Here is a 26,984-nt window from a genome sequence, read left to right as displayed (position 1 = left end):
TAAAGACTAAAATTATGACCAGAATTTTCACACTCTTATTCATTTTGAATTGTTCTTTTGGAGCGTTTTGCAAACCAAAACCAGGTTTTGCTTATTGGCTTCCCAAAAAAATAATCGAAATCAATGATGAACATCCAGAGCAACAAACGACCACAACTTTTGGATATGATGAACATTATCGTTTACTATCCATTATCAGATCCAATTCGTATGATCATCATATAGCCACTTCGTTTATCAAGTATAATGATCGGGACCTTATTGCAGAAATTACGGAAACTTCTACGAATCCGGTAATTCCAAAATCAAACTTTCGATTTGTATACGACGAGGGAAACCTTATTGAGATACAGATGCATAAAGGTGAGAAGTTTTCCAAAATGCAGGTTCAGTATAATCTGCAGCATCATAGTTATTTGGTTACCAATGGTGCCAATAAATCGCATTTCTTTCTAGGAGAGAATAATGACTTGAAAACCATTTTGGCTAACGATAGCAAAGCCTTAGAAATCAGTACTAGTTCCAATTTGGGATTGTGCAAAGATATAATGATCCCAACAGCTTTAACATTGATACAAGATCAACTGCAAACCGCCAATTCGATGGCTATGTTGTTCTATCAAACAAGAGAAGTTACCTCAATTTTGTATGATGGATACCAACTCGTTTCAGAACATCAATATGATGAATATGGGAATATTGTTGAAGTGAAACTGCAAAATCATCCAGAAGGGATATTCACTTACCAGATAGTATATGATCATCAAAACATAAAGCTATAGATCAATAGCACAATAGTACAAAACACATATTAAACATAAAAACAAGAAATCATGAGGGGATTAACAATAATACTCGTTGGAATAGCATTGTGTATATCACAAAATGCGGAAGCACAATTTTGGAAAAAAATAGCAAAAAAGGCTGAAGAAAAGGCCAAAGAAGTAGTCATCCAAAAAACTGGTGAAAAAGTAGCTCAAAAAACAAGTAAAACCATAGATAAAACCTTGGATAAGAACCCAAGAGGTACAACTAATGAAGACGAGAATCAAGGAACTATGGAGTCAGGAACAGAAACGGTTTCAGAAAAAGAATATGGAAACATTACCATGTATACCAAGTTTGACTTTGTAGCAGGGAACGATATTCTGTTTTATGATGATTTTTCTTTGGATAATCTGGGAGATTTTCCTTCAAAATGGGATACCGATGGTACGGGCGAGTTGGTAGAAGTATTGGGTAGAAAATGGTTAAAAATGAGCGATAAATCCAACTATTTGCCACTGCTGGATCAAAAACTGCCCAAAGAATATACGATTGAATTTGATATGATGCTAACCAATTACCCAGCAAACAATGGAGGGGTAGGATCGCGTTTCTGGGTTTGTTTAGACGAGGACGAATCTTACAAATTTAGAGGGAAGAATCGTGTTGAGGTTTCAGTTGGTTTTTGGACGGCTTTGAAGAATCAGATATGGATTAATAATAGAATTAACGGGAAACATCTCATAGCAAACAATATTGATCACGTTATTCATGAGGAGTTTTATCAGCCCGCCCATATTTCGATAGCGGTAAACAAAACCAGGTTTAGAATGTGGGTAAACAAAGTGAAAATTGTTGATGTACCAAGACTAGTTCCCAATGTGCAATTATCGAAGATAAAATTGCATATGAACGGGTATGAAGATGATTTTTTGATCTCCGACTTTAAATTTGCAGTTGGGGGACAAGATATACGTGGGCAGCTCATCGAAGAAGGAAAATTTTCTACCAATGCCATTCAGTTTGATTCGGGATCTGCAGTATTAAAACCAGAATCTTTTGGGATTTTAAAGAGGATCGCAAATGCTTTACAGCAAGATAATTTTACCATTCATATTATTGGTCATACAGATGATGAGGGTGATGAGGAATCGAATCTAATACTTTCTGAGCAGAGAGCTGAGGCAGTAAAAGATATACTGGTATCCCAGTTCAATATTGACGAAACCTTGTTGAGTATCGAAGGCAGAGGAGAGACAGAACCTGTAGCCGATAATTCTTTATTAGAAGGTAAAGCCAAAAACCGCAGGGTAGAATTTATAAAGTTGTAATCCGTAAATAATTGATTTGAAATGATTTAGTTAATTTGCAATTGGTTACTTTTATAGACCATAGATAACCCTAAAGCAATACAATAACATCAATAATAAACATTCACACAATGAAAACAATCACAAGACATATCATTATAGTTTTTTGGGCTACTTTTTTATGCAATGGATTTCTTTTTGCACAAGTAAAGACTAATAAAATTAATAAAGATATTGGTATAAAAAATGATCAAATTCTGCGGAAAGGTCTTAACAAGAGGTATTTAAAATTAAAATCTGTTCAATTTGATAACGACTATGTTTTATTTGAATCCGATTTGTATCTGGCACATCTTAAAAATGAACTTAAGCGATTAAAAGCAAAGAAATCGAAGAGTAAGTCTTCAAAAACCACAAGCAAATCCAGTAAAAAATCGAAGTATCGTATGCAAAAGATAGGTGCTCAGATACTGGATATGGAGAAAAACCCGGAAAAACATGATTACCCAGGAATCTATGCTGGGAATGGCTGTGGAGGCAATAGAATCAGTAAGGATTTATGTGATAAAATCAGAAATGCTATGCGATTTGAGACTATTGAGGAAGACGAAGTGCCAAGACCTTGTCCAGATGATACTAACCCGCATTGCCTGCCTATTGATGTTAAAAGAAGTTTGAAATTTATTGTAGTACCAAAAACAGTTTCAAATTTTAAAGCTTTATTTTATGATATAAAAGGGAATAATGTTGGAAAAACTGGTAAGCCCTTACTAATCCATGGAGATAAGAATCATGTGGCCTATCCAATCAATATTTCAAGTGCTAGCGGTAATGTTTTTGTGAAAATCCATAACTCTGGATCAAACCTTAAACGAAATTATAGGGTACCTCTTTCGATATTTTAATTTTTGACATTTATTCAAAGTTTTATATTTAGAACAGCTAATTGAAGGATTTTTTTATATAAAAGCTATATTAAGTTTTTAATAATTAATACTTTAACCTCATGTAATACATGGGGTTTTTTTATGAGATTCTTTTTCTATTTAAGCCTTCTACTGTCTTTTTTTACTTTAGGAGCGCAACAAAATCAAGACTCTTTAGATATAGTAACAGCTAGAGAGTTATATAATAAAGGTAGAACCTATCGTTTCCAAGATCTGGATTCTACATACTATTACTACTTACAATCGTATCAACTTTTTCAGAAACAGAAAGATTGGTTAAATGCCGTTTTTGTTGTTAAGGGGATGAGTTTTGCGAGTAGCTATCACTATGATTTAATTCGATTCAAATCAGCACTTAATTCGATAGATTCAATTTTGGAACAACGATCTCCGTATTTTGATTCGCTGAACGTAAATACGTCTCTGAAAAGTAGGCATTATTTGGAAAAAGCTAATTATTATTCCAAAACCAAAAATCATGAACAAACAGGAATATATGCAAATAAAGCTATAAACCTTATCAGTAATATTCCTGATTCCGTAATGAATTCAAGGTATTTTCAATTAATGTCTTCGGCTTATGAATTTTTAGGTGATTCATACAAGCATGAAGGAGAATACACAAAAGCAGAGGAGCTATATAACAAAAGTTTACGGTTAATTTCAGAACATCTAGATGAGAGTTTTGCTATACCCACATATCGATTATTAGGAGATTTATATAGGAAAAAAGAGGAGTATTCAAAATCGAATACCTATTTAAGAAAACGTCTGGATCAGGAGATTGAGAAAGGCTCTCCCTCCAAAAATAGAATCGTAAAATCGTGTTTTGCCATCGCCGATAATCATGTAAAAATGAACCAAGCTGATAGCTCATTTTATTATCTGGATATTGCATATCAACAACTGTTAGAAAACGATCCGCTAACATTTCAGTATCATGAAAAAACTGGTAAAACTTATTTTTTACAGGGTAATATTGAAAAAGCAATTGAAGAATTAGACACCGCTATTAGACTGCTAAATGCTGAGCATTCTGATTCAAAAAGAATTGATATAGCAAGACTGTTTAGATTGAAGGGTACCGTGCTTAACGAAGCCAAAAAATATGATCAGGCCTTACAGAGTTATCAAAAATCCTTGTCGGCATTAGCTACGAATTTTGATAGTACTAGTTTTTCTGATAATCCACTTCCGGAAACTGTTCAAAATAAAGTAGAATACTTAAAAGTATTGATAGAAAAAGTCAAAACATTGAATGCTGCAACCAACTTTGAAGACGCTCTACAAACGGCAAAAACAGGAATAAAAGTTATGGATGAGATCAGACTAACTTTTGAAAATGAAGAGGATAAGCAATTTTTAATCGAGACCTTTTATCCTATTTTTGATAATGCTCTAGCTGCTGTTTATGCTTTGCTTCAGAAAACAGGCGATGACAGTTACATTGATGAAGCTTTCTTTTTGTCCGAAAAAAGTAAGAGCACTATATTGTTACAAGCAATTCTTAATTCAAAAGCATATACGTTCTCCAATATTCCAGAAAAATTGTTAGAAGAAGAACGCCAATTAAAGGCTTCAATCCATTATTTGCAGAAAAGCATATTAAAAAATAAAAAGGATCCAACTTTACAAGATCGGTTATTGTTAGCCAAATCAAATTATCACGCTCTGATTCAAGATTTGGAGACGCGTTTCCCATCGTATTATGATTTAAAATACAATACCGAAGTTTTGTCTCTAAAAGATTTTCAAAAAGAATTAGACGCAAAAACAACTGCGATTTCTTATTTTTTTGGAAACAATACAGTATACGCTGTTACTATTTTAGATACCCAAAAGAGATTGACAAAAATAGAAGGATCAAAGGATCAGGGAGAACAAATTTTGCGCTATCATCAACAACTTGCAAATCCATTATCTTCAATAGATAGTTTACAGCAATCTTCAGCTTTATTGTATGATCAATTGATAAGCCCTTTATTACAAGACAATGATGACACAAATGTGTTAATCATTCCTGATGGGATATTAAATTACATACCTTTTGAAAGTTTATACGACGGTAATACATATCTAATAGAAAATTATAACATCGCTTACGCAAATTCTGCTACCCTATGGCTACAGCAAAGAGAAAAAGAAATAGATGCAACCAAAATTTTGGCGTTTGCTCCAGATTTTTCCGAGGAATATCCATCCTTACCGCATACTCAAAAGGAGGTAAACAACATATTGTCTTACTTCAACGGGAAAAAGTATTTGGGTGGACAGGCAACTTTGGAACGATTTACTAAGGAAAGTGCAGCATATAGCGTTTTGCATTTGGCTACTCATGCTATTTTGGATGATAAACAATCTGAAAACTCCCATTTGATTTTTACCCCTCAATCTACTGAAGAAAAGTTATATGTAAGAGATATTTATGCGATGCCAATCAATGCGTCTTTAGTATCATTAAGCGCTTGCGAAACTGGAATTGGTAGTTTAAGAAGAGGAGAAGGAATGCTGAGTCTTTCTAGAGCTTTTTTCTATGCAGGAGCTGCAAGTTTAACTAGTTCCAAATGGCAAATAAATGATTTGCCTACAGCAGAAATTATGGGTGATTTCTATAAGGAATTGTCAAAAGGAAAGAGAAAAGATGAAGCTTTGCGATTGGCGAAATTGACTTTCCTGAAAAAGAATTATGACAACAATTATGTTCATCCATATTATTGGTCTGGATTTGTTGTTATAGGTGATACCAGTGCTATCACAACCAAAACTTTAATCTGGATATGGATTGGATTAGGTGTTTTTATTGTAGCGATTATTTTTCTGATCAGTAAGAAAATAAAAACTACTTGATCTGTTCCAACAATTTCTCAGCTTCTTCTGTTTTATATCCTTTTGTAGAACGAATTGATTCTAATACTTTAATAGCGTTCTCTATATCTTCGTTTTTGAGATACGCAAGAGCTAAGTACCATTGCGCTTCTTCAGAAAATTGCTGCTGGTTTGAAATGATTTCTTGAAATTGAGTGATCGCTTCCTGGGCTTGATCATTATTCAAATACGATTGCCCCAAATAAAAATCGATATAATCCGCACTTTGCTCTTGTTGAAGTGTCTTAAACAATTCAATCGCCTTTGCATCATCATTCATTTCATAGGCTTCAAAAGCCTGGAATTCAGTTGATTTGTTTTGGTCACTTCCGCGGGTGATAGGAAAGACAGTGTTTGGATATTTCTGATAACTTCCAGCATACAAGCGCGATGGATCATCATTTTTAAAAGGATTAAAAACATAGATTCCTAAAGAGAACAAAAGTGCTATTGAAGCTGCAATTAATAAGGGCCTCCAGATAATCACTTTGTCTTTGGGAGAGATATTCGATTCATTTTCAAATCCTTGAATTTTTTCCTGTAATTCTTTCCGTTTCTTACTCTTGATTGCACGCTGTACACTGCGTTCAAAATCGAATTGCTCCTTGAACTCAGCATCCTTTTCTAAAAGAGTTGTAAATTCAGAGTGTTCTTCTTGGGAAAGCTCCTCTAAAAAATATTTATGTAGCAATTCTTCCTTCTTCATAATCGTTTTGGGGTGTTGTTGAATAGTTGCTTTAGTGTTTTTAAACACCTTGATTTCTGGCTCTTAACTACATTTTCTGAGTTGTATTTGCCAGCTTTCATGATCTCCCGGATGCTGTATTTCTTGTAGTAAAATAAGATCAATATGTTCTTGCACTTTTCGCCTAATTGATCAAAGTATTTCTCCAACAAAACCTCTTCGGGGGTCAGTTCTTCGGTCTCTAAGTCAAAAGATTCCAGATACTCGTCTTTTTGTTTGGTGAGCTCCAAAACCAATTCACTGTTTACGTGTTGTTTGTTCTTTCTTAATCGATCCAGGATTTTGTACTTACCAATACTGATGAGGTAGGTGGATAAGGTACTGGATAACTTGACCAGTTTCCCTTCTACTACATTTTCAAATAAGGTGATGTACGAATCCTGATAAATATCAAGCAAATCCTGCTGTTCTAACCCATATTTTTTGGCAAAGCTTAAAAACTTATTACGGTTGTCCTGATACACCTGTTTAAAGGCTTTATCATTCCCCTTTTTAAGCTCTTCGAGTAGAATATCGTCTTTGCTTCTATTCATTATTGTTTTTTAAAGATAAAGGTTAACACAAAAAAAGTATAAAGAATGTTAACCTTTTTGATTTTCTGTATTAAGAAAACAAATAACGCTTTGTAGCAGTCAAGGTAATAACATTTTTAAACCCCACCAATCGGATTTAACATTATTTGAATAACAAAAAATAAAAACCAATGAAAACAGTAGTAGTATTAATAGGGAGCTTATTCCTTTTTGGAATCACCGACATGTCTGCTCAGGTAAATCTGGATGAGGGCAGGATGATCATTAATGGAGTACAACTTTTACAGGATAGTAATGACAGTAGTAAGTATTATTATTTACCTGATTATCCAAGATTAGCATTAAAAGATGATGGAGATTTTGAGTTAATGTGTATGAAATACATTGGCCAGGGAGGAGAAGCAAGCGGAGGACTTTTTCATGCTTTGATACAGTTTGATTTACCTGAAGAAGTAGTTGCTGGTTTGGAAAAAGAACTGAAAAATCGCACAGGGAATGGTGAAATAGCCGGTGTTGTTCCCATGAAACAAGCCATAAAAGACGGAGAAGATGGTTTGGCAAGTTTTAAAATTGTTTCTTCGATTCTCAATAATACAGATGGAGAAGAGGCTTTTACCGCTAATATCATTACTTCTGGTCATGCTCCTTTATATAAAAATTCTAAGGCGGCTATAGCAGCCAAACTCAATCAGGAAGGGGCAACCCTGTTGTGGGAATCGCTACAAGGACAAACATCTGATGTATCGGTCGTCGTAAATGGCTATTACGAAGCAAAAGTGAAAGGATATAATGCCGTTGTCAATGCAGAGATGTCAAATATCTATGAGCATTACAGTAAGATTTTAAGCCAACAGAAGGAGTTTACCAAACGACAGATCCGAAAGATCAATGATGATATGTTACAGGATCAGGTATTGAAAATTGATGTGTTTGATCGATCTGCAGGGCTTGGGATCAAGACGGATGATATCGATGGAATTTTAAATATCGTTACCGATAAGTTGATCGAACTCATGTTTGATGCCGAAATGGGATGGGCCAAACAACCTGAAAAAGAAACTGTAGTAGAACAAGGGCAAATCAAAGGGAGACGTAAAAGAGGATTTTTTAGCAAGGTGTTTGGCGGGGCTCGTAACGAGAAATATGTAACCGATGATCAGTTTGTATTAAAGAAGAGAAAAGATGTAAAGACCAATAAATTTTACCTAAATCTAAGCAAGTCTACAACCATCAAGGTTCCCGTATATTCTTCAGGAAACATAAGTGGTTTGTATCAAACATTTAGCGAGGATCCTAAGAGTGTGGATAAATACTTCAGAGTAGTTAATCTTGAGGATAAAGATTTCCTCAAAAGACAGGTGATATTCCAATTGGATGGAGAATATATTGATTCCTTCAAAGAAATTTTAAACTCCGTATCGGTGAGTTTCAAAAAAACATATGGGGAGGGGCAGGAAGATGTTACCAGAGATATCGTGATAAGCAGGAATGATCTCGAAAAAGGAGCGGATTATCAAAATGTATTTTATCCCAGATTAGGTATCGAAGACGCCAGTTGGCTGGATTTTGATTATAAGATCAGTTGGAATTTAAAAGGAGATGATAAAACCATTTACATCCCCAAAGGAAAAGGAAAATGGATGACTGGCAATGATGCTTCCATAGCACTAACTCCTCCTTTCAAAAAAAGGGTGGTTCAGATCGATGCAGATCGTACTTTTTTCAAAGAGAAAAATATCCAGGCATGCTCTGTTCGATTCTTTACCATACTTAATGGGAATCCGACACCGCAAAAAGCGGTTGTACTGCGCAAAAACGATACAGAAAATACCACCAGAATCAACCTGTATCATGACAAAGATGAACCGATCATCTATCAGGTAAGTTGGTATAGCACTAATGGTCCCGTTGAGTTAGAAGCCAAACCACTAGAGAGTGACTACGTGTTTTTATTACCACCTCAAGAGCTTTAATACAACTTAAAAACTTCACAAAAATGAGAACTTCAAAAACCATAATGTTCTACATCCTATTGGTTGTAGGTGCGCTAAGCGCAGAAGCTCAGCAAGTATTGATTGATCAGGGAGTTTCTGCCAACGGATTGATGTGTTTTCCGATTCACAACAAAGAAAACACATATCTCTACCTCCCCCAAAGGGCGAGACTATCCTTACAAAATGATTCGATTCCTGAGTTTTCATTCCTAAGGTATGTCTTGGAGAAACCTACAGAAAATTCTTCAAAATCCATCACCGAGGCTGATGGCGGAGGGATCTTAAATTTTTTGGTGCTGTATGATACACCAGAAGATGCCATTCGTAAAGCAGAACGTGTGCTGAAACAGAAAATGGAGAATGATTCTATCAAGCTTCAAGGGCCTGTGATTTTTGAAAGAGGGAAGTATACTTTGGTTTCCTCTATTGTAAACTCAAAATCCGGTAAAAATGAAAAGAAAATAATAGGGAGTGGTTCTGCACCAATTTTGGAGAATAGTAAAATCCCACTATCCTTTCAGTTAGATCCGGTAAAGTCAAAGTTGCTGTTAGAAAGTTTTAAGATGGCTACACCAGACATCTCATTGTTGTTTGAGTTGTCATTTTCTGGGCTTACTGATAATTATGAAGCAGAGTTAGAAGTAGATTGGTCCGAGGTTAAAAAAAGTCACGCTTTTGATGCAGGTGGGTCGATCTATTTTGTGGGGGTAGATGTAAGTCTGGGGTTTGACAAACTAAGAAAAGACCAAGCCATAAAATTAACGTCTACAGGTAGCGACGAATCGATGGAAAGCCTGGTGGAAACGGTGTATTCTAAACTTTTGGAATTGATGTTTGAACCGGTAGAGGCTTCAGAAGTCCCTGAAGATCAAAGAGGTGGATTGCAAGACGCTCTGGGATCGTTAATTGGGCAAAATGGAACGATGGGAAGCTCGAACACCACAGGTTTTGGAATCAATGTTGGGTATCAATATAAAGAACACCGTACTACCGGAAAAAGTAATATGACCTTTAACGGTCGCAGTGCAGTAAGCCGTAATCACTACATCACCTTTAATGCCGGAGATCTCTACAAAAAATTCGGTAATAACAAAAGAGTATTCAAAGATGTTCCGCTTTGGGACCCTGTATTTCAGCAAAGAGATGTGCATGTGGGAGTAGATGGAAATTTGGAGAAAGAGTTCGACAGAATGCTCAATAGTGTAACGGTAAAACTCAGGAAAAACCATCAAAACGGGGATCAGACTTCAAAAGAGGTGTTGCTTACCAAGAACACCTATGCAGATGCCAACGGAAAAATATCAATGAAGTATCTCAACCACGATGATGCAGAACGAGAAAAATGGTTGCATTATGAATATCAAACCATATGGAAATTTATAGGAGGAGGTTCCTATTCGGAAAATTGGAAGAAAGAATCTGCCGCAATGATCAATTTATATACCCCTTTTAAAAGAAGAAAAATAGAACTCTCTGGAGACTATTCGGTATTGGTTAGAGAACAAGTAAGAGCGGTATCCGTAAAAATAGCTTACGATTTTTTTGAAGATCAACGTACCGATATGAAAACCATATATCCCGATAGAAAAACAAACGGTGATTTTTTTGAAATCACCCTACCCAAAGATACAGAGGAAGTACAATATAGTGTTACCTGGTTTTTGAAAGATGGATCGGTAAAGAAATATGAAGGAGTTGACAAATATGGGCTCATTTTTATTGATGAGTTACCAAAACTATAAACATGATTTTGCGTAGCATACATATCGCATTAGTGATGCAACTTCTGTTCTTTTCAGACCAAGTAATAGCACAACGACTGGATGCAGACGATTGCGAATCTATTATTGTCGCTGCCCATGTAGAAGTTACCGCATGTAAAAGTATCGGGAACAACGAATATTATTACTTGCCTACCAACCTCCGTTTTGCAGAGACTAAACAGAACGATATCTCTTTTTCATTTATAAAGTTTCAGGACAAAGAGACTTCGGGGGGTATTCTACATTTTCTAATCACATGGGGATTAACAAGCTGGCAATTTCAGAAAGCGCAAGAACAACTACGTGATAAAAAAGGAATACATGCAAAATTGATGGGGGCTGTTATCCCTGATGTAAAGAATGATGTTGATGGATTTGTAATCGAAGGTACCTCCAAACTTGTCGATATACTCAATAGATCCATGGTACATATTGGTAAAGCCACTCCCATGGCTCATACCAAAATAGCAGCCTCTTTTCAACTTAATCAAGAAGATACTCGGTTTTTGGACAGTGCTTTAGCGAATAACCAAAAAGACTTAAAAAATACATACCTCACACTAGTGTTTTACCTCAATTATCCCCCAGAATCGTATCGAACGTATAAACTGAAGAAAAATTTTTATGAACTCTTAAATCATTCATTATGAAAACAAAAATTAAACATTACGCCATGACAGCAATCTGCTGTTTTGTGGTAGGGATAATGGCTGTCAAAGCCCAAATTGTGGACAACGAAAATAGATTATCTGTTACGTTGAGAGATGGTACTGCAGTGACCCTTTTGGGGAAAGCGATTAGTCTATCCGATGCAAAAAGTAAGGACTATTATTACTTGCCATTTTCATTGCGATTGGCTACAAATACAGAAAATACACCCGAGTTTCTCTTTCTAAAATATATTACAGAAGAGAAAGAAGCAGAAGGAGGAATTGGTGGAGCATTGTTGCATATGTTAATGCATTGGGGGCCAACTCCACAGCAACAAGCTGAGTTAGAAATGATGCTTAAAAATGGAGAGCAAGGAGCCAAAAAAGGAAGTAGATTAATGGGAGCTTTGGAGCTTAAACCAGACGGAGAAAAATCTTTGAAAATCATTTCTGCTACTCTTGGAGATGACAAATTAGCAAGATCTGTTGTTCAATCGTTTAATGCGCCTATTCTTCCAGGAGGGAGAGCAGCTGTGGCCTCGTCATTAACGCCCAATGGTGCGCAACTGTTGGCAGCTACTTTCGAAAAAGATATGGCTATTACAGATCTTACAGTAGAATTAAGCTATAAATATACCACCAGAGTACCAGCAGCCAAAGGACGTGTAGAAGTACGTTGGAGGGAAATGATGAAGCATTTTGAAAAAGACTCGGCACAGTATAGACAATACAGAAGCAAAAAAAAGCGAGGTGGACTGTTTGGAGGTCTTGTTGATGGACTTTTCGGGAAACGATCTTCTACGGATAGTATTACCTATGATGAAGTTCGCAGTGTGGTAGATGAAATGTATAAAAAAGAGTACATCAAAATCGATTGGGATGATAATGTAAAAGATGATCGAATTGAAAAGGTAAGAGAAGCGTTTTTCGATTTTTTCTTACAGAAAATGACCAACTCTGTAGAATCTCAGCAATTAGCACCTCCTACCGAAAAGGAGAAAGAGGCAATGCCCGATATAAAATATAGTAGAAAGTATACCTATAATAGGGAGTTTCTTAAAACCGCCGTTAAGAAGGGACGTGAGACCTATTATCTCAATCTTAGATTAGCTGTAGAAAAACCGTTTACGGTTACGGCAAACCTTGCCAGTTGGTATAACGGGGTAAAAAACAACAAAAAATGTGTCTCTTCTGTACTGCTTAATGACCGGTTCTTTCAACACCGAGATATCAATTTTTTATTGGATAATGAATCCAAATTATTATTCGAAGAAGGAGAGGCCAATTATGCAACTATTACTGTAAAAAAAGAACGCAGTTCGGGTAACGACTTCAATGATAATGTGATCATCGATTATGATTATATGAAGAATAAAGGGCTGAAAACCGTGATTTCTTATGCCAGAGGAGATGATGAGAATACCGATAACTATAAATATTCGGCACAATGGAGCCTGAAAGGTGGTAACAAATTCCCAGCAGAACCAGAGTGGGTAGAAGGAGATTGGATGCATAATGATATTACTTTAGCCCCTCCTATTGTGCCACGAACCATAGAATTCGAATCAGATTTAGAAGAGCTTAAAGCACTTGGAGTAGTTCGAGCTACACTTCAGCTTCGGTATATGAAATTCGGTAACGAAACCGAGAGTAATATCCCAATTACGGTATCCAAAGGAGAACCCCTCGTAGAGCGCACCATTTTTACAGATAGAGATACTCAGGGGTATGCTTATCGATATATACTTACTCATAAAGAACGAGGTAAAATGGTATTGGATTGGGAAACAAAAATTAATGATGATTATGTCTACGCCACTATCCCTCAGGAGTTAAAGGATGAAGATCCGGATTACCTGGAAAAAATAATTGGCGCAGGAGAAGTACTGCTTAAGCCAGGAAAAGATGGGAAAGTAAGTAAAACGGCTAAGATTCTGGATAAATTCAAAGATGTTTTGAAGGTGGTAAATACGGATAGCAAATAAAAAATGGAAACGATGAGAACTATTTCAAAATATATAAAAATAGGCATAACCTGCATACTGTTTTTGTGGGTTGGGCTTACTTTTTCGCAACGAACGGCAAGGGCAGTTGTAGCCAAGCCATTAACAATTCAAAAAGCTTTTAAACATGTGGCTAGTGCATCAAACACGTCGGGTCATATTACAACCTTGGGGAATATACCTACGGCTGGTATTGAAAACAAATTACTTTTTGTTACTCACGATTACGGGAACCGAGGACCATATGTTACACAGTCATTAGGAGTATGGCTCAACGGTAAAAAATGGACCATTTTTAGTCAAAATAGAAGTGCTATCAAACCTGGGTCAAAGTTCAATGTTCTGGTAGCTAATAAATCATCAAACGCTTTTATACATAAAACTACTACAGCAAATAAAGCAGGCGCTGCAACCAAAATAAGTCATCGTGCATTAAACAATAATCCAAATGCTACTTTTTTGATTACTCAAAATTATGGAAAAGGAGGGCCTTATAATCCCCATCATGTGGGAGTTCGATATTCCAGAGGGTTTTGGTATATCTTTAATCTAGACGGAAAACCGATGCCTAATGGAGCACAATTTAATGTACTGATCAATTCTGGAATTTTTAAGCATCAAGTCAATAGTAATAATCGTCGTAATCATACCACTGGGATTAACCACCCGAGAACAAATGGTAAAAAACAAGCATTGGTATTTGCAACCTTTAATTCACAAGGAAGTATCAAAAATTTTGATAATGCGATAGGGGTATATCTTGTTGGTGACAAATGGTACATTTATAATGAAAACAAAAAATACTTACAAGGTAATGAAGCCTATAATGTATTATCCTACAGTGCTACGCAAAATACCAAGCCAAGAATAGCAGTAGTGGCCAAAAAACCAGGAGCGAGTACTACAGGAAGAGTTGTTGTTAAACCTAGACCAAATACAGGACAAAGTAATACGGTAAGAGTGACTCCTAGAACATCTACTTCTAATGGTAGTGTACGAGTGGCTTCGGGAACAACAAATACTGGACGTCGTGTCAGGGTAGCACAAAACAAACCGGCAACCCAAACAAATGTACTTCGCAATATAGGGATCGTAAGAACAATACCTTTTATAAAGCCTGCAAACCCAGGAAGTACTGATCGTTTGGGGCCTGAAACCAAATCAGTGCCTTTGGATTTTTCAAGAAGTATAGATGGGGAGCAATATCAATTATTTACAGATACTTTTAATTTTTTTGAAGACATATACAAAGATCAGAACCCAAGATCTAATGTACTGTACTATTTTCCGGCAAATTATTCTATCAATTGGGATAAACAGAGTAATAAGTACGATTTTAATGTCTACTATATGTCTGCAGAAGATCGGAAAAAAGGGAACGTGCTCCTTAATGTCGAACTGACTTCAAATATTACAACTGATGATATCGATTTGGCCGAAAATTATCTGTCTTCACGATTAGGGAAACGTATTACATTAAAATCAATCGACTTGCGTGAGAATCCATCTGTAGATTTTGGAGCAACCCTTACTAATTTCAATGTGAAACCAGAGAGTGTGAGTACCAGTGTCCCTTCAGATTATCAAAAACCGATCATTCTGGATTGGAAGATGGAAAGCAATGTAGATAATTTCGTAGGAGCCATGTTGAACAATCGAAGCGGAAATGTAATGTTGAATTTTAAGCCTTATGGAGATAGCTTGAAGGTGGTACAAGTACCCATTAATCTAAAGGTAAATTCACCTATAACCTACGGTAAAGTCAAGTTTAATTCATTGCAAGAAGTAAAAGCGGGATGGACCAATTATCTGGATTATCCGATTATTCCAAAGAGGTTTATTGTACTCAAGAAAAGAGGTCGTAGCCAGTATTTTGAAACCATAGAAATTCCAAGGCAGGAAATTGCTTCTGGTTCAAAGTATGTTGAAAATGATCCCACTATTCTAAACAAGATTTCAGGACAAAATACTGTAGTCAAAATATGGTTGGATTATGTGCTTAACGATGAGTGCAGAGAATGTAATCAAAAAGTAAAGAGAAAAATAATTGGAGGAACTTCTGGCAGTGAGATCGCCAATATCGAAGTGCAAATACTGAATGCAATAGAGTTTTCTGGAGCTCACTCTATGAAGTTAAATCTCAAATCTTTACAAGGTGACCCAAACGGAATCAACGAAATCGAATTTCCATCGCTAAGTGTCAGCGAAGACGGTCAATCTTTTAACGAGATACAATTATTTGTTCCACAAGGAAAAGAAATGTCATACGAATATCAAGTCATTTTAATAATGGACAATGGGGATGTGATGACCAGTAGATGGGAAAAAGGAAACACCAACTTACTGGTATTAGGAGAAAGTCAAATCAAAAGGCTTTTTCCAGATAAGAAAAAAGATGATCTATTGGATAAAGCAAAAGACGGTGTGCTCAAAAAAGTAAAAGATTCGATCCTAGGAGGTGATGTAAGTGAAGAAGAAATTCTTGATAAAGGCATCAAAATCATTGGTGGCTTGTTTAAGAAGAAAAAAGAGGAGCCTGAAGAAGAAAAAAATGAAGAGCAACAATAGTAGTAATAGTAAAATCATGGGGGTCGAGATTCTTTTTAAGAGGTTTTTTCATTGGGTCGTAATTGCTCTTACAACAGGTTGGGTTTATGGCCAACCAGTCTATGATTCAAAAAGAATGATTGACGGAGTTTCCCTCTATAAAGATCAAGTCGATCCTCATGTGTTTTATTACGAACCGGGTAAATTGCGAATTAGAAAACTATCCGATGGAACGCCTGATTTTCAGTTTTTAGATATGCGATATACGGGATCTAAATGCTATAATGATCAGGGCGAAAAGAGTTTTATGAGTCTATTACAGGTAGGGATGGAGATGGAGAAATTAGATAAGGAAATACTGAAAAGAGCGAAAATAAAACTCCCTTCAAAGTCAAAAGTAATTCCTTTACCTATTACGGGTATACACACCCAATTAATTATACCATCGACCAGTACAAACCCTTCAAAAAAAGATGTTGTAAAAAAAGGAGTGTTGGAGTCAAGTGGTAAAGAAAGTGTGTCAACCACTAGAGGATATTGGAAAACCAGGGTATTTGCCATTCGATTAAACCAATACGAATCTCAAATTCTTATGGATTGCCTCAAAAAGAAAACTTTGGGCCTTAGCTTACAGTATTCTTTTTATGCTGACTTTTTAGGAAAATCAGATATAGAATATGCGGCATCAAAAGAAGTAGAAGAGCATTTGTATAATAAAAAAGAGGAGGAGAAAGAAATTATAGAAAATAGAATTGTCCAATCTGATGCATTACCGATCAAAGTAGACATTGAACAATATCCAGATGTAGTCAAACAACTTGACCTTAACGAAGAAATCCCTCCGGCCTATGCGGGTTTAGAAATCAAATGTTACGATTTCAAGGAGAATATCCGTCCTGATTTATTCATGAAAATTGTAGAGATTGAAGCACAAAGTGTAGATGGTATAGAAAGTGTGAAACAAGAGGTGAAATTTTTGAAGAAAAATACTGATTTGCATACCTATCATATTTCGTTTCCTTACGCTATTTATGTAGATACTCCTATGCGATATCGAATTACTGAAATCGACATCGAAGGCAAAAGAACAATTTTGGAGTGGAAAGAGAAAGCAGAATGTAGTTCAGAGATTGATGTAACTACTCCCATAGATACTCAATATATAGGTAATAGAAGAATTGAGATCGAAATTGATACTGATAATTTTGGGAAAGATTTTGATAGTGTTAAGGTTCTTTTTTCTTATTGGTTTAATGGAGTTCAGCACCACAAAGAGATCTTGTTTTCTGATAATATGGATGTTGTTATTAACGAATTGGAACTAAGTTTTGACAAAAACAAGCCTATCTATTGTTCAGTTACTAAGTTGTTGAACAATGAATTAGTACAGGAAGAGATAAAAACAATTGAAGGCAATTACTTATATGTACATTAGAGAGGGATTTAGTAATTTGTCTTCAAAAAAAGAGGCTTAAATAGCCTCTTTTTTATTTGTTAAGTACAGGATTTAAAGTCTTCTTTCAAATCTAACATCTCTTACTGGAGTCCAATTCGAGTTTTGATATTCATTTCCTAACTGTTGATATTGTGCTTCGTTGGTTTCTACAAATTGATAAAAACGTCGAAAAGCTTCTGTGTAATTTTGTCTCGGATGAAGAAACCCTTGTCTAAAATGATTATTTCTTCCTAATACCCCATTTGGATATCTTATGATCTCGGTTCTTCCTGGTAATGCGTCCACTCTGCCTTCTTCCCGAGCTTCAAAACGAACTACTTTTACTACTTGTATGTCAAAGATAGAGTTGTACAAACCTCGGTGTGCATTTCTTAATCTATTTAATTCTTCTTGTAGTAATTCTCCCATGGGAGCAAGTATAGTAAACTTAACAGATTTAGGGTTTTGATAGCGATACCAAGGGAAAGTTGCTTCCAAGCCATCATAATCCCCATTTCCAGAGACGGTAAACGGACCAACATGAATATTGATATAAATTACACCTTGTCTGCTAGTGCGGACTCTAAACGAATTGAGGTATCTCACTATGGTTCTAAATTCAGCTACATGTTGATTAGGGATCAGTCGAGATAGATTACCACTATGTTGATGGTTGAAATCCTGTAATCTTCTTAAATAAACGGTGCGATCTGAATCCGGGGGTAAACTGGAAAATTCTCGTAATACTTGGTCCCTTACATCGCTTTCTATCGTATGAGATAAAGCATCTTGAATTCTAGCTCTTTCTTGTCTAAAATGCGAAATGATATCAAAACGTTGAGAAGCGGCCGCTGCACGATCTCGTTCTTGTTGCATAGCTCTTAGTAATTGGTAACTTCTTGAAAATAAAGGGAGCCCTTGTGTTAATTGATTTAATCGACTTGTTAACTCTAGGGTCAGTTGATTTGCTATTACAGGCCCCATATTCACTCTTGTACTGCTTTCGGTACCTGTTAATACATTATCGATAAGGTCAGTCATTACATTGCTGTATACCCCTAATATATTTCTTCTGGCTTCGGTAACCAATTGCGCATATTCTGATATAACCTGTCTGTCCTCTGGAGTGACTCCAGGATATCGTTGTTCTTCTCTATCCGTTACCGAAGAGTCGGTAACCTGTGCTTGAATCATTGGGATGTTTAAACATAATAACCCAATGAAAATGTATGTTATGATTGAATTTTTCATTGTATTTGTTTTTAAATTTTATCAGATAAATTGTCTAAAAAAAGAATAGAACTATTACTGGTTGATTTACCAGATGAGATCGCATCTTTTCCTGGGATATACCAGGTAATTTCGTAGTCATAGTTTAAATTATCAGGCTCTTGTATGATTTCTAGCTGACCGGAAAATTGTTGGGATTTCGTATTGAGTTTTAAGCGCTTTGACTGTTTTTTGCCAGCGATTTCATAGTGTAAAACAACCTCAATAAATCGTACTCCCGCGTCCTTGATAATATCTGGATCGGCTTCCAGGTCAATAATTGTTCTTCTAAAAGGAGGAGCAATGGGGATGGTATTAGTAATGGTTTCTTCCCAGTCTTTTTCGACCTTTACTCCACCAAAGAAATTCCATTCGGTCTTAAATTGATATTTTTCCCAGTTCTTTCGATTGTTATCGCCTTTCCATCCGTAAAGCATTTTAAAATTATTACCAGATGTATTAAAATTATTTCTGTCAATCCGTACTTCGTCTATGGTGATTTCTCCTTCTTCGTGCTTTTTCTTCATGATCACATTTACATAGTTGATATATTTACCGAAATCTTCGAAATTGAGTCCATCCAAAAAAGCAACGATTTCACGTTGTTTATACAAAGGATCATCTAAATTGATTTCTCTAAAGCAAGCATCGCAGTTGATCTGACCAAAGTTTTCATCAAATCGAACTACAAGATTATCTGCTAAATACTTATTGAAGTCTAATGTAAATGTCCCTCGTTGGCGTACTCTTTTCATCTCAAAACTTGCAGCTATAGCAAGAGAAGGAGTACCATTACTTCCTGAGTTTTGATTCCTCCCCTGTTGAGGAGAGTTACTACTTTCCGTTTCTCCTTCTCTATGGTTTCTCTGTATTTCTGCTGCTTCTTCCTCTGTAATATCTCGATTCAATTGCTCTTCAGGCACATTGTAACTTTGGATATTAGATTGTCTATTGGCGGTATTCAGCATATTTGTTGCCCGATCTAACATACTGGTCTGACCCCCTGTACCTAGTGTAGAAGAAAGTTGTCCCAAATTCGGTGTTCCTGTACCTTCTACAGGCTCAAACATCATACGCGTAAGTTTACTATACGCCATCTCGATGAGTTTATCCATGTTTTCATCTTCTCCAACCTGCGTTAATTTGATCGCTCCATTTTTTGTTAAATCTTCAAAAGAGGCTTTGATTTCGGCGGCTAGAATCGGTGATGCTACAGCAGCTTCAAAGTTTTTGTGTTCATAAATTTGATCAAAGTTAGCCTCTAGCAACGCCCGTATGGGAGATCGAAAACCGGAAAGTTCCATTTCGAATGAAATACTCATATCGGGAGTAGGGGTCTTGAAAGATTGCCATAAAATTTTAGCGCCCTTTTTGGTCAATTCCATAGATACAGCGGCTTTTTGCCCATCTAGAATAGGAGCTTTTCCCAAACCGATCACCTGTTTGGTCAAATCTCCTTCGGTGTCTGTAAATGAAGAGATTAAGGCTATAGTACCGCCTTTGTACACAATAGGGCCTTCAATTTTTCCCCGGTTATTGATCCTACGCAGGGCGGTCCTTGCTTCTCGTAATTGATCTTCGGTTACTCCTAATTGAATTACGGCGTGCACAATTCCACCTCCTTCTCCTTCTTTTCTCGCCTCTTCGTCACTTCCCGAGGCCACGTTCTCAACAAATCGTAGAAAAGAGAATTGTGGCCTGCCTTTATCATCTAGCCCTATTCTGGGTTTGTCTGATAAATAATAGTATACATTTTGATCGTTCAAATCTGGGAATAATGTAAGTTCCCCTGCCTTTACCGGTTTATCCAAAAGGATTTGCTGTGACCATAAATTACTGGTCATGACTATTCCTAAAACGAATGCCATTACCATGTTTCTTTTTAAGATCACCATCTTAATTTTTGTTTTCATTGGTATGTAATTTTAATTTATGTTGAAGTAATACCCTACTACTGGGTATGTCTAAAGCTTTATGAGAATTATGAGTAAAGGTTAACACATCATGAATGAAAATGGGTGAGGGACTGTTGAGATTCTAGTTTGTCATAATTTTAACAGAAACTAAATTTTGGTGTTCTATTTTTAGGGAATTCTAACAAGATATTACCTAACTAATAGCCATTCGAAGATTCTGAAATGAGATTGTTAATTGTTCTACTTTTACTGTTTTCGGTATCAATAAGCTGGTCACAAACCGATATTTTTCAGAAGAAATCATTCACAGTAGGTACTACCAATGAAGATATCCAGATCGATGGTGTTTTGGATGAGGGAGTGTGGAGTAAACTAACTCCAGCAAAAGATTTTGTGCAATACTTTCCATCAGATTCTATTCCTGCAAAAGCACAGACCGAAATCTATATGTGCACCGATCAAAAGAATCTTTACATTGGTATAAAATGTTATGCAGCGGGTAATGATTGGATAGTTAATTCTCTTCGTAGGGATTACAGAGCCGGAGGTGCGGATAATATCACACTGCTTTTTGATACTTTTGATGATGGTACCAATGCACTTTATTTTGGAATTAACCCTGAGGGAGTTCGCAGAGAAGGAATCATTAGTAATGGAGGGAATGTTTTACGAGATTTTTCTACATCATGGGATAACAAATGGAAAGGAGAAGCCCAAAAATACGATGGATATTACACCGCCGAATTAGAAATCCCATTTAGCACCCTCAGATATCCCACGCCATCCAAGAAATGGGGATTCTCTTGCTATCGTTTCGATTCCCAATCCAATGAAATTAGTACACATTCCAGAGTGCCAAGAAATCAGATTGTTTTTACTTTGGCGTATCCCGCCGAAATGATTTGGGAAGAAGAACTGACAACAAAAAGTAGTGCGGTTTCGTTAATTCCCTTCGTGTCTTCTGGGGTAAATAAGGATTTCGAAGATGATACACCCTCTGATACTTTTTTTGAAGCCGGAGGAGATGCTAAAATAGCACTTTCGCCAGGACTTAATCTGGATTTGACGGTGAATCCTGATTTTTCTCAGGTAGAAGTAGATGAGCAAATTACCAACCTGGATCGTTTTGAAATCTTTTTCCCAGAACGCAGACAGTTCTTTCTGGAAAATGCAGATCTTTTTGGACAGTTTGGGTTCGCAAATATTAATCCTTTTTTCTCGAGAAGAATTGGTGTTGGAGAGGATGTACGTACTGAAGAACTCGTTCAAAACAGAATATACGGCGGATTGCGACTAAGTGGAAAGCTCGATCCTAATACCCGAATTGGATTCTTGAATATGCAAACAGCTTCTAGCGAAGAACAAGGGATCCCGAGTGTTAATTATGGAGTAGCCGTTGCACAACGTAAGTTATGGACGAGATCAAATATTGGATTTATTGCGGTAAACCGACAAGTAGCTGATATCGATGGATTAGATACCCTAGACATTAATCGTTATAACAGGATGGCAGGAATAGATTTTAATTATGCTACCAGGGATAATACCTGGTCAGGAAAAACTTTTGTGCATGGTACCTTTACGCCAGATACCGATGTAGCGATTGCTCAAGGAAGTACTTTAAACTACAACACCAGAAAGTTTGGAGTCTTATGGAGTCATGAGTATGTGGATGAAGACTATAATGCCGAAGTAGGTTTTGTGCCAAGAACCAATTATTTTAGGATCAATCCGGTTACAGAACTCCGATACTATCCTCAAAATGAATTCATGAATAACCATACCTATAGGGCTGAGGCGGATGTATTTTGGAGACCTGGGTTTGGAAAAACAGATCATTTCTTTTCTGTAGGGTGGGGAGGAGAACTAGCAGAGCGTGCTACTTTCCAGTTCAATCTTAATCATAATTATGTGTATTTGTTTGATCCATTTGATCCCACGGGTACTGATTCTTTAGAATTGGATGCAGATCAGGATTTTTCTTATGTTAGTTTTACAGGTAATTTTAGAAGTGACCGCAGAAAAGCGTTTAGTTGGAGCTTAAGCCCTTATATCGGAGAGTATTTTAATGGTTGGCGTTACGGAACAAGAGGTAGCTTTACGATCAGGTATCAACCCCGAGGTTCATTCTCCTTGAATTATGCGGTAAACTACTTTGATTTACCTCATTTGGATGGGGGCAGAGAAACTTTTCTGATTAGCCCTCGTGTGGATTATACGTTTTCAAAAAGCGTATTCACTTCACTATTTGTACAATACAACTCTCAAAGCGATAACACCAATATCAATGCTCGTATTCAATGGCGTTTTGCTCCTGTATCAGATTTGATTTTGGTATATACTGATAATTTCCTTACTGGAGAGGTGGATCCTTTAGACCGGTTTGCGTTTGATGTTCGTACCCGATCTATAGTGTTGAAAGTTACTTATTGGCTTAACCTGTAGGTTTTACTACTAACAAAAGAGGCTAAAGGAGGTAAGATACCCTGTGGTTTCGAATATAGTCCGAAGGAGAAACACCATACTTACGTTTAAAGCATTTGGTAAAGTAAGAATGATCGGAAAACCCAGTTCGATATGCAATTTGAGTTACATTATCCACATTTTGTTGTAGTAAATAAGCAGCTTTTTCTAGGCGGATACATCTTATAAAAGCTGTTGTAGAAAGCCCGGATAAACTCTTGAGTTTGCGATGTAATTGGGTCCTACTCATATGAGCTACTCCCATAATCTTCGTCACATTTAGATCTGGACAGGCCATGTTATCGATGATATAATTCGTTATATTATGAAGAAGTATTTCATCTCTTGTACGCACCATAATATCCGGAAGAACCAAAGAAAGTGACTGTCTTTTTGTTTTTTTTAGCTGAGGGATTAATTCGATATTCGATATTTCAGATGTGTTGTTTTTTGCAAACACCTTAATATTTGATTCTTTGCCTCCAATTGGATTTTGCTTAGAATTTCTTTTTTTACCAAAAGAAACACTACGATGTACCACTTTCATAGGAGATGTAGCCGCCGCTTTTAGTACTGAAGTATTTGTGTTTTTAGTTGTATTCATAATTTGTTCACTTGACACTCAAATATAGATGGACAACAAGCTCAATACCAAGTGATAGCTCTACGGATTCCGGAAAAAACACCACTAATTCCATGAATCCGTATTGTTAAATTTGTTTTGTAAATAGTTGGTTGTAAGGTTTTTGTGCTTGGTTGCTGCTTAAATATAAATAAGTATATTTATGAAGTTGTAATTCTATCCAGGAGATTGGGTTTGTTTTTGCAGTAAGGATTATAACGTCCAAATATTTATGATAAATATTCGTTTAGAGTTTTAGATAATACTATGATTACCCCTTTAGATGATATTCGAAATCCTATCCTCATGAATTACAACGTACGCTTGTATGGTCTAATCCTTTTGATGTGTACTGTTTCCTTATCTTCACATGCTTATCAGGTGGATAACGAAAAAAAGGAAGATTATAAAGTATTAAGAAGAGCGTACTACAAACACAGAAGTGATTCTGTACAATTAGCCAAGGAAATCCTTAAGGAATATATCAAAAAAGCAAGACAAAATAACGATAGTCTTGTGCTTGCTGATGGCTTCTATTTGTATTCCAAAATTAGTGATTACGATCTCGCACAGCAATACAACGATAGTGTTATTGCCTTAAGTAAACCTCTGAACAATGCTCGTTATCCATTACTCGCCTATCAAGATAAAGCGACTATTTACTATAATACCTTTAATTTCAAAAAAGCATTTGATTATTACCTGAAAGTGACCGAAGAGGCCAAAAAGCACAATAAAGAATTCTACTACCATCAGGCACTTGTGGATATGGTTTTGATCAAGGCCCATGTAGGAGAGCACGAGACCAGTCTTCCTACGTTAAGAAAATGTTTTGCTTATTTTACAGAATTCAAAGAGAAAAAACCCCAGGACTATTTTACAACAGTATTTGCGTTATCTGATGCATATATCCATCACAGAAAATTGGATTCCGCTTCTATATATAATAAAACAGGATATGCCTATTCTGCAATTTTAGAAGATACTTATGAATGGAAATCTCACTTTATCCTTAATGAAGGGATTAATCAGTTTTATAAAGAGAATTACCAGGCTGCAAAAGATAGCTTAGCAAAGTCAATTGATTTGATTTCGGATACAGATGATCCAGTAAGTACGGCAAATTTGAGTATGGGGTATTTTTACTTGGGTAAGACTTTATCCGCTTTGGGAGAGTCATTAACGGCCCTGGAAGCTCATAAAAAAGTAGATGAAATATACAGCAAGAATCATATGGCGATCCCAGAGATTCGAAATAGTTATGATGTACTTATTGAGCATTATAAAAAAACTGGGGATAAGGATCTGCATTTGAAATATATAGAAAGACGTTTGGCTATCGACAGTAGTTTGAATAGTGACTATAAATATTTGATCAAAAACGTAGTTCAGAAATACGACACCCCAAGACTACTATCCGAAAAACAGGAAATTATAGATGCTCTAGAGAATGAGAAGAAATCGTTCTCTTATATTACTATTGGTCTTATTTTTATTAGTGTTCTTTTTCTCGCTTTTTGGATTCAGAATTATATAAAACGAAAAACCTACAAGAAAAAATTCAATGAATTATATAATGCGACCACTTCCATCTCAAGTGATAAATACAAGGAAAGTAGGTTAATGTCAAATACTGAGGATACTGACATTGGAATAGCCGAAGAAATCGTAGCAGATATTTTGGATCAACTTTCCCAATTTGAAGAAAGTTACGGTTTTTTGGAATCAGATATTACTACAAATTCGTTATCCAAACGTTTCAATACCAATTACAAGTATCTTTCCAAAGTAGTCAATAAATATAAAAACAAGAGTTTTAGCACCTATATTAATGATTTAAGAATCGATTATTCGGTAACAAAACTAAAAGAAGACAAAAAATTTAAACAATATACCATGGCTGCTATCGCCAAGGAAATAGGATTTAATACCAGCCAGGCATTTTCAAAATCTTTCTACAAGAAAAATGGAATTCATCCTTCTTACTTCATTAAGCAGCTTCAAAAACAGGAAGAATAGTTATAATTGTTCTTATTTTTAATTATTGATTTAATTTGCGTAAAACGCTGAAAATCATATTTTTGAAAAGTGTTTTTCCGGAAAACGTAGAGGTAGTTTACAGATATGGCTGGCTATAAATTTTATTATTAGTAGTTTTAGAAAGATACAATCAATTACAAACTCATGAAAGCAAAAAATAAGCGGTTACAATTCAAAAAACTTAAGGTCGCCAAAATTTCTAATATGGGCAGCATTAAAGGTGGTAGCGATTCCTTCTCCGTAGAATCGATCCATATTTCATGTTTAACCACAAACCCTAGAGAATCAGTACGCGGCAATAATTGTGAATCACAAAATTGCGAAGATATATTTGAATAGATCTATGGAGGATAGCTATTGTTTGCTATCGATGAAGTCGATCCAAAATTTCCATTACCTCATTCTTTTTTCGAACAGAAACAGGGATGTTTTCGCCATTTTTCAACATCAAATAGCCTCCATCAGTTTTGATAAAGGCACTAATACATTGTAGATTCACCAAATGACTCTGGTGTACTCTCAAAAACTGATAGTTTTTAAGCATATCTGCAAAATACTTAAGAGTTTTGGTCACAAATATTTTTTGCCCATCCTGTAAATAAAATATGGTGTTATTACTATCCGATTCGCATCGTATGATGTCATCGAGATTTACAATGATGATCTTGTCGAGTGTATGAAGCGATATTTTATCGGGTTTTTGTTCTGGTGCCGACAAAGTATCTTTCAAAATATTCAATCGCTCTTTGTTGGGTTGGATTTGTTTTTTGGCTTTGGCGATGGCTTGTGCAAGTTCCTCATTTGAATAAGGTTTTAATACATAATCGATAGCAGCAAATTTAAAAGCCCGGATGGCGTATTCATCACTTGCGGTCACAAAAATGATTTTGGATTGCAGTTCCGGAAAAATTTCCAAAACGTCAAAACCGGTTCCGTCTCCTAGCATGATATCCAAAAAAAGGATATCAGGTTCTTTATTGCGAAGAGATTTTGCAGCTCCTACAACACTTTGAGCAGTATCGATGATTTTAATTTCTGGATGATTGGCCTCTATGTCACTTTTTAAAAGCTGTAAGGCATCGGGCATATCGTCTACAATAATCGCTGTTAGCATAGT

The 26,984-nt window shown here is 36.0% G+C and carries 18 protein-coding genes; 12 read left to right on the top strand and 6 right to left on the bottom strand.

Going from position 1 to position 26,984, the window contains the following annotated elements:
* Nucleotides 1–14: 14 nt before the first annotated feature.
* From ACXAGJ_RS18120 to ACXAGJ_RS18105, 4 genes are all read left to right on the top strand, one after another.
* Nucleotides 15–782: a hypothetical protein gene (locus ACXAGJ_RS18120; protein ID WP_474841688.1), complete on the top strand. Its 768-nt coding sequence runs from the start codon at nt 15–17 to the stop codon at nt 780–782.
* 51 nt (nt 783–833) lie between these two features.
* On the top strand, nt 834–2,096 hold the full coding sequence (locus ACXAGJ_RS18115) for an OmpA family protein (protein WP_474841686.1): 1,263 nt from the start codon (nt 834–836) through the stop codon (nt 2,094–2,096).
* A 110-nt stretch (nt 2,097–2,206) separates the two neighbouring features.
* Complete coding sequence (locus ACXAGJ_RS18110) at nt 2,207–2,980, top strand: hypothetical protein (protein ID WP_474841684.1); 774 nt, start codon at nt 2,207–2,209, stop codon at nt 2,978–2,980.
* Nucleotides 2,981–3,103: 123 nt separating this feature from the next.
* Nucleotides 3,104–5,869 (top strand): CHAT domain-containing protein, encoded by a 2,766-nt coding sequence (locus tag ACXAGJ_RS18105; protein WP_474841682.1) that lies wholly within the window; start codon nt 3,104–3,106, stop codon nt 5,867–5,869.
* On the opposite strand, the gene ACXAGJ_RS18100 is transcribed toward ACXAGJ_RS18105, so the two are convergent.
* Both ACXAGJ_RS18100 and ACXAGJ_RS18095 read right to left on the bottom strand, forming a co-directional pair.
* Entirely contained in the window at nt 5,862–6,593 is a 732-nt protein-coding gene (locus ACXAGJ_RS18100) for a tetratricopeptide repeat protein (RefSeq protein ID WP_474841680.1), read from the bottom strand. The genes ACXAGJ_RS18105 and ACXAGJ_RS18100 overlap by 8 nt on opposite strands.
* Nucleotides 6,590–7,165 carry a sigma-70 family RNA polymerase sigma factor gene (locus ACXAGJ_RS18095; RefSeq protein WP_473282587.1) on the bottom strand — a complete coding sequence of 192 codons (576 nt, stop codon included), beginning with the start codon at nt 7,163–7,165 and terminating at the stop codon, nt 6,590–6,592. The genes ACXAGJ_RS18100 and ACXAGJ_RS18095 overlap by 4 nt, the downstream gene beginning before the upstream one ends.
* A 170-nt stretch (nt 7,166–7,335) precedes the next feature.
* Between ACXAGJ_RS18095 and ACXAGJ_RS18090 the strand changes: the two genes are divergently transcribed.
* The 6 genes from ACXAGJ_RS18090 to ACXAGJ_RS18065 are packed head-to-tail and all read left to right on the top strand — an operon-like array spanning nt 7,336 to nt 17,557.
* Nucleotides 7,336–9,138 (top strand): hypothetical protein, encoded by a 1,803-nt coding sequence (locus tag ACXAGJ_RS18090; RefSeq protein WP_474841678.1) that lies wholly within the window; start codon nt 7,336–7,338, stop codon nt 9,136–9,138.
* 23 nt (nt 9,139–9,161) lie between these two features.
* Entirely contained in the window at nt 9,162–10,901 is a 1,740-nt protein-coding gene (locus ACXAGJ_RS18085; protein WP_474841676.1) for a hypothetical protein, read from the top strand.
* Nucleotides 10,902–10,903: 2 nt separating this feature from the next.
* On the top strand, nt 10,904–11,572 hold the full coding sequence (locus ACXAGJ_RS18080; protein WP_474841674.1) for a hypothetical protein: 669 nt from the start codon (nt 10,904–10,906) through the stop codon (nt 11,570–11,572).
* On the top strand, nt 11,569–13,557 hold the full coding sequence (locus ACXAGJ_RS18075; protein ID WP_474841672.1) for a hypothetical protein: 1,989 nt from the start codon (nt 11,569–11,571) through the stop codon (nt 13,555–13,557). Before ACXAGJ_RS18080 ends, ACXAGJ_RS18075 begins: the two co-directional genes overlap by 4 nt.
* A 12-nt stretch (nt 13,558–13,569) precedes the next feature.
* Nucleotides 13,570–16,143, top strand: coding sequence for a DUF7452 domain-containing protein (locus ACXAGJ_RS18070; protein WP_474841670.1), 2,574 nt, complete (start codon nt 13,570–13,572; stop codon nt 16,141–16,143).
* Entirely contained in the window at nt 16,127–17,557 is a 1,431-nt protein-coding gene (locus ACXAGJ_RS18065) for a hypothetical protein (RefSeq protein ID WP_474841669.1), read from the top strand. Before ACXAGJ_RS18070 ends, ACXAGJ_RS18065 begins: the two co-directional genes overlap by 17 nt.
* A gap of 72 nt (nt 17,558–17,629) precedes the next feature.
* Here ACXAGJ_RS18065 and ACXAGJ_RS18060 read toward each other — a convergent pair whose 3' ends face one another.
* Both ACXAGJ_RS18060 and ACXAGJ_RS18055 read right to left on the bottom strand, forming a co-directional pair.
* Complete coding sequence (locus tag ACXAGJ_RS18060) at nt 17,630–18,808, bottom strand: hypothetical protein (protein ID WP_474841667.1); 1,179 nt, start codon at nt 18,806–18,808, stop codon at nt 17,630–17,632.
* Nucleotides 18,809–18,819: 11 nt separating this feature from the next.
* Nucleotides 18,820–20,739: a hypothetical protein gene (locus tag ACXAGJ_RS18055; RefSeq protein ID WP_474841665.1), complete on the bottom strand. Its 1,920-nt coding sequence runs from the start codon at nt 20,737–20,739 to the stop codon at nt 18,820–18,822.
* 225 nt (nt 20,740–20,964) lie between these two features.
* Between ACXAGJ_RS18055 and ACXAGJ_RS18050 the strand changes: the two genes are divergently transcribed.
* Entirely contained in the window at nt 20,965–23,187 is a 2,223-nt protein-coding gene (locus tag ACXAGJ_RS18050; RefSeq protein WP_474841663.1) for a DUF5916 domain-containing protein, read from the top strand.
* Between the two features lie 22 nt (nt 23,188–23,209).
* Here the strand turns inward: ACXAGJ_RS18050 and ACXAGJ_RS18045 are convergent, their stop codons facing one another.
* On the bottom strand, nt 23,210–23,809 hold the full coding sequence (locus ACXAGJ_RS18045) for a helix-turn-helix domain-containing protein (protein ID WP_474841661.1): 600 nt from the start codon (nt 23,807–23,809) through the stop codon (nt 23,210–23,212).
* Between the two features lie 324 nt (nt 23,810–24,133).
* Here ACXAGJ_RS18045 and ACXAGJ_RS18040 point away from each other — a divergent pair, with 324 nt between their 5' ends.
* Nucleotides 24,134–25,846, top strand: a complete 1,713-nt coding sequence (locus tag ACXAGJ_RS18040) for a helix-turn-helix domain-containing protein (protein ID WP_474841659.1) — start codon at nt 24,134–24,136, stop codon at nt 25,844–25,846.
* Between the two features lie 385 nt (nt 25,847–26,231).
* Here ACXAGJ_RS18040 and ACXAGJ_RS18035 read toward each other — a convergent pair whose 3' ends face one another.
* Nucleotides 26,232–26,981, bottom strand: a complete 750-nt coding sequence (locus ACXAGJ_RS18035; RefSeq protein ID WP_084549604.1) for a LytR/AlgR family response regulator transcription factor — start codon at nt 26,979–26,981, stop codon at nt 26,232–26,234.
* Between the last annotated feature and the right edge of the window lie 3 nt (nt 26,982–26,984).

This window comes from Aquimarina sp. AWH4_224 (genome assembly GCF_056160245.1).
The sequence above is the reverse complement of the archived record's forward strand: the minus strand, read 5'-3'. Positions and strand labels throughout refer to the sequence as shown.